The sequence below is a fragment of the Candidatus Protofrankia californiensis genome (assembly GCF_900634765.1).
GTDB classification, from domain to species: Bacteria; Actinomycetota; Actinomycetes; order Frankiales; family Frankiaceae; genus Protofrankia; species Protofrankia californiensis.
Genome location: NZ_CAAAFT010000261.1, coordinates 33,448 through 38,922 on the forward strand (window position 1 = coordinate 33,448; position 5,475 = coordinate 38,922).

A 5,475-nucleotide genomic window follows, 5' to 3' on the forward strand; every position below is an offset into this window, starting at 1 on the left:
CGTCGAGAACAAACTGCGGACAGTGCTGTGGACGTGGCGGGGGCAGCGTCTGCACGCCGACGAGGTGGAACTGCTGACGTGCCTGCGGGAGGCACTCGATGGCTCTCTCGCGGGGACGCTCGCCGGCCTTCTCACCGACGCGGAGATCAACGGTTTGCGGGCCCGGGTAGTCCGACTGTTGACCGAATGCCGCTTTCCGACACCTTCCGGTGACTGGCCCGCAATCCCCTGGCCACCCTTCTGAACAACAGGGCAGGCGCAGGAGTCCAGCAGATCGTCGCGAAGCGACTCCGCGTTCCAATCCTTTTTCTTGCCGATCATCGCCAGATGATCGGCAAGCCACGAACGGTGGCCAGCCCTCGAGCCAGGGGTCCCCCGATCGTCGCGAAGCGACTATCGGGGGAAAGGCATGTTCCGTCCGCGGACACAGCTACGCTGACTGCATGCAATCCTGGCCGGCTCCCACCCGCTCCCGGCTGCCTGGCCGGGGATTACCCCTTCGGGTTTCCGACACGGCCACCCGTTCGGTGCGCCCGCTCGCCGCGGGGCAGACAGTCCGAATGTACGTCTGCGGGATCACCCCGTATGATGCCACGCATCTTGGGCATGCGTTCACCTATCTCACCTACGACTTGGCGCACCGGGTCCTGCTGGATGCCGGGCACGACGTCGTCTACGTCCAGAACGTCACCGACGTCGACGACCCGTTGTTCGAGCGTGCCCGGCGGGACGGCCTGGACTGGCGGGAGATTGCCCGCAGCCAGACCGACCTGTTCCGCGCTGACATGGCCGCGTTACGCATCCTGCCTCCAGCGGTGTACGCCGGAGCGGTCGAGTCGATTCCGCTCGTCATCGAGATGATCGAGCAGCTGCGCGCCCGCGGCGCCGCCTATCAGGTCGAGCAGGACATCTATTTCCCAATCGGCGCGGCTCCCCGGTTCGGTGAGGTCTCCCATCTCAGCCATGCCGAAATGGTCACCCGGGCCGCGGGTGGCGGCGGTGATCCGCAGCGCCTCGGCAAGAAGGACCCGCTCGACCCTCTGCTGTGGCGCGCGGAACGTGCCGGGGAACCGGCATGGCCTTCTCCGTTCGGACCGGGTCGGCCAGGCTGGCACATCGAATGCGCTGCTATCGCCCTGGCTCATTTGGGCGACAGCATCGACATTCAGGGCGGCGGCACCGACCTCGTGTTTCCCCACCACGAGTGTGGCGTTGCCCACGCAGAGGTCGCCAGCGGCGTGTGGCCGTTCGCCCGTGCCTATGTGCATACCGCCATGGTTTCCCTCGACGGCCACAAGATGTCGAAGTCGAGGGGGAACCTGGAGTTCGTCTCCCGTCTGTTGCGCGGCGGCATCCAACCGGCGGCAATCCGGCTCGCCCTGCTCGACCATCATTACACTGTGGGCTGGGAATGGACACCAGCTGTGATTGACACCGCCGGTGAACGGCTGGCCCGTTGGCAGGCGGCAACCGCCCGTGAGCGGGGTCCGGACGCCCGGCCGCTGCTCGACGATGTCCGCCGGCACCTTGCGGACAATCTCGACGCCCCGGGCGCTGTCGCCGCGGTCGACCGCTGGGCGACCACGGCTGTGACCGTGGGCGGTCAGGACCCCGATGCCCCCGGATTGGCGCGTGCCATCATCGACTCGCTACTTGGGATAGACCTTGATCCCGTCGTGCCCTGATCCTGTTGTGCCTGGAGGATGTTCAGTTTGATGGGCGCCCACTACCAGCGGGCAGACGCTGGAACCTACAGCGAACGACCGACGTTCAGTGAACGGCCGACGTTCGACGAGGTGGCGCGTGGTTACGACCCCCAGCAGGTCGAGGAGTATCTGGACGCGCTGTGGCGGTACGCAAGCCAGGTCACGGTGCGAGCGGCCGCCGCCGAGGCGGCGTTGGAAAGCGAACGCCACCGCCAGGACGCCGAGTCGCACCTGCCCACCAGGTCATCCGCGCAGGCAGGTGGACGGATCGGCATCATGTTGGCGATTGCGCAGCAGGAGGCCGACGAGATCGTCGCGGGTGCCCGCAGCATTGCCGAGCGGGCCCTGGAGGAGGTGATCGAAGACTCCGCCGCCAACCATCCCATCGTGCGCAAGGCGCGCGAGCAGGCCGACAAGCTGCTCTTCGACGCGATCGAGCAGTCCCGACTGGATGCGGCGCAGCGCCACGCCGACATCGAGACGCAGATCGCGCAGCTGTCCGGCAGCTTGGAGACGTTGCGTCACCAGCAGGGCGAGGTGCTCGGTGCGTTGCTGCGGCTGCGGAGCCTGATGAACACCGAGGAGATCGACCGGGCCGTCACGGAACTGGCCCGAGCCGGCACCGCGACCGGCACCGGGGATGCCGAGGAGCACGAGCGGACCGCGGCATACCGCCCGCAGGCATCCACACCTGTGCAGACGGCGGCAGAAGCCGACCAGGGCGTCGCCGACGCCAGCTTCTTCTCCCGGCCGGCGAAGATGGCCGGGAGCCCGCCACGTTATCGTGACGACGAGGACATCATCGACGCCGAGGTCGTCGAGGAATAGCAGCTGTCGAGGAGCGGTGCGATGTGGAGGTCCCCGTGTCGCGCCCAGGACGCCACACGGGGATCATGTGATCACTGCCCGCGGCGGCGCAGGTAGCGTTCGAATTCGCGGGCGATCGCGTCCCCGCTGGCTTCCGGCAGCTCGGTTTCCGGTTCCCTCGACTCCAGCGCACGGACGTACTCGGCGACCTCCGTGTCACCGGCGGCGAGTTCGTCCACCTGGCGTTCCCAGGCCCGGGCCCGCTCGGCCAGGTCACCAAGGGGAATCTCGATGTCCAGCAGATCCTCGACCCGCCGCAGCAACGCCAGCGTCGCCTTCGGACAGGGCGGGTTGGCCACATAGTGGGGGACGGCCGCCCAGAAGGACACCGACGCGAGCCCGGCGCGGGAGCACGCGTCCGCGAACACCCCGACGATGCCGGTCGGACCCTCGTACTTCGACGGGTCCAGGCGGAAGCGGGCGGCACTGGCGGCATCCCCGGCAGTGCCGCTGATCGGCACTGGCCGGGTGTGCGGCGAGTCCGCGAGCAGGGCGCCGAGGCTGACCACCGTGTCACTGCCGAGGGCGTGCACGGCTTCGATCAGTTCGTCGGTGAAGCCACGCCAGCGCATGTTCGGCTCGAGACCGCGGATGAGAACCAGGTCGTTCTCGCCGTTCGCCGGATGCGCCACCGACAGCCGGGTCGTCGGCCAGGCGATCTTACGAGCGCTGTCGGTTCCACTCACCGTCGGCCGGTTCACCTGGAAGTCGTAGTAGTCGTCCGGATCGATGGCACCGATGACCTTTGCCTCGAACATCGACTCCAGATGCTCGACAGCCGCGGACGACGCGTCCGCGGCATCGTTCCAGCCTTCGAAGGCAGCCACTACGATCGGCGACCGTAGCTGACCGACATCGGAGAACTCGATCACCTGCCACCTCCTGCCGCCCCCTGGCGGTTCACTGCCCCTATGACAGTGCAACGGTACGTCCTACGTTCGTGCGTGCCGGTGGATCCTTGTGACCCACTGTCGGAGAAATACCGCGAGACTGACCCGGCCCGCCCCGCTCTGCCGTCCAGCCGACGAAAATATTGCCGGTCGGAAGGGCTGTAAACAGGGCAAACCCGGCGGTGACCACAAGCTGCTACTGCGGGCGGCGGTGATGCTACCGGTACGCTTCCGACGTGCGAGGAGATCTGCTTTCCGTCCTGGCCGAGCGCGTTGTGGTAGCCGACGGCGCCATGGGAACGATGCTGCAGGCTGCCGACCTGACTCTTGACGACTTCGAGGGCCATGAAGGCTGCAACGAGATCCTGAACGTGACGCGTCCAGACGTGGTGCGGGCAGTACACGACGCCTACTTCGCTGTCGGGTGTGACGCAGTCGAGACGAACACGTTCGGGGCTAACCTCGCCAATCTCGGAGAGTACGGCATCGCTGACCGTATCGGGGAACTGGCCGAGGCGGGCGCCCGGATAGCCCGTGAGGCTGCCGACTTCTGGAGCGGGCCCGGCCAGCCCCGTTTTGTCATCGGTTCGGTGGGCCCCGGTACGAAGCTGCCCAGCCTCGGCCACATCACCTACCAGCCGCTGCGGGACGCCTACCAGCAGGAGGTCGCCGGCCTGCTTGCCGGTGGCGTCGACGCCATCCTGGTCGAGACCGCCCAGGATCTCCTGCAGGCCAAGGCCGCGATCATCGGAGCGCGGCGCGCGATGGCCGCGACCGGCCGGAAGGTGGCCCTGATCGCGCAGGTCACCGTGGAGCTGACCGGCACGATGCTGCTCGGCTCGGAGATAGGCGCCGCGCTCACGGCGCTGGAGCCACTCGGTATCGACCTGATCGGCCTGAACTGCGCCACCGGCCCGGCCGAGATGAACGAGCACCTGCGCTATCTGTCCCAGCATGCCCGGGTCGGGCTGTCGGTCATGCCGAACGCCGGCCTGCCCGTGCTGGGCAGGGACGGCGCCACCTATCCGCTGACCCCGGCAGAACTCGCCGACGCCCAGGACGCCTTCACCCGCGACTACGGTGCGGTGCTGGTCGGCGGCTGCTGCGGAACCACACCTGAGCATCTGCGCCAGGTCGTGGAGCGGGTCGCCGGCCGTGGCCTCGCCTCGCGGCGCGCGGCCTCCCATGCGGGCTCCCCGGCCACATCCGCAGTCACTTCCGTGGCCGCGTCGTCGGCGGCCGAGCAGTCTGCGGCAGCTGAGCAGGCCGCCGCGGCCTCGCTCTACCAGTCCGTGCCGTTCCGGCAGGACACCTCGATCCTGATGATCGGGGAGCGTACCAACACCAACGGATCCAGGGCGTTCCGCGACGCGCTGATCGACAGCCGGTGGGACGACGTCGTCGAGATCGCCCGTACCGCCACCCGCGAGGGTGCGCACATGATCGACGTGTGTGTGGACTACGTCGGTCGGGACGGTCGGGTCGACATGCGCGAGGTCGCCAGCCGCTACGCGACCGCGTCCACACTGCCGGTCATGCTCGACTCCACCGAGCCGCCGGTGATCGAGGCGGGTCTGGAGTGCCTCGGCGGGCGTTCGGTGGTGAACTCGGTCAACTTCGAGGACGGCGACGGGCCGGACTCCCGGATCGCCCACGTGATGCCGATCATCGCCGAGCACGGCGCCGCCGTCGTGGTGATGTGCATCGACGAGGAGGGGCAGGCCCGCACGGTCGAGTGGAAGGTGCGGATCGCCGAGCGGATGATCGACTACCTCACCGGCCAGTGGGGTATGCGGGAGTCCGACATCTTCATCGACACGCTGACCTTCACCCTCGGCACCGGCCAGGAGGAGTCCCGCGGTGACGGCGTCGCCACCATCGGAGCCATCCGCGAGATCAAACGCCGGCATCCCGACGTCCAGACCATCCTCGGGCTGTCCAACATCTCCTTTGGCCTCAAGCCCGCGGCCCGGGTGGTGCTCAACTCGGTGTTCCTGGCCGAGTGCGTGCAG

4 protein-coding genes and 1 pseudogene are annotated in these 5,475 nt (G+C 67.9%); 4 read left to right on the forward strand and 1 reads right to left on the reverse strand.

The window, feature by feature from the left end; genetic code table 11:
* The 3 genes and pseudogenes from DD1DGNOD_RS14335 to DD1DGNOD_RS14345 form a co-directional block, all read left to right on the forward strand.
* A pseudogene (locus DD1DGNOD_RS14335) lies at positions 1-244 on the forward strand (SCO1664 family protein); the annotation flags it as partial.
* A 199-nt stretch (positions 245-443) separates the two neighbouring features.
* A complete protein-coding gene (gene mshC / locus DD1DGNOD_RS14340; RefSeq protein ID WP_131770364.1) occupies positions 444-1,685 on the forward strand; it encodes a cysteine--1-D-myo-inosityl 2-amino-2-deoxy-alpha-D-glucopyranoside ligase in 1,242 nt (413 codons plus the stop codon).
* A 30-nt stretch (positions 1,686-1,715) separates the two neighbouring features.
* Positions 1,716-2,534 carry a hypothetical protein gene (locus tag DD1DGNOD_RS14345; RefSeq protein ID WP_131766877.1) on the forward strand — a complete coding sequence of 273 codons (819 nt, stop codon included), beginning with the start codon at positions 1,716-1,718 and terminating at the stop codon, positions 2,532-2,534.
* A gap of 71 nt (positions 2,535-2,605) precedes the next feature.
* On the opposite strand, the gene DD1DGNOD_RS14350 is transcribed toward DD1DGNOD_RS14345, so the two are convergent.
* Entirely contained in the window at positions 2,606-3,445 is an 840-nt protein-coding gene (locus DD1DGNOD_RS14350; protein WP_131766878.1) for a PAC2 family protein, read from the reverse strand.
* Positions 3,446-3,756: 311 nt separating this feature from the next.
* Here DD1DGNOD_RS14350 and DD1DGNOD_RS29450 point away from each other — a divergent pair.
* Positions 3,757-5,475 (forward strand): homocysteine S-methyltransferase family protein (locus DD1DGNOD_RS29450; protein ID WP_430827807.1); only part of this gene is annotated, 1,719 nt, incomplete at its 3' end.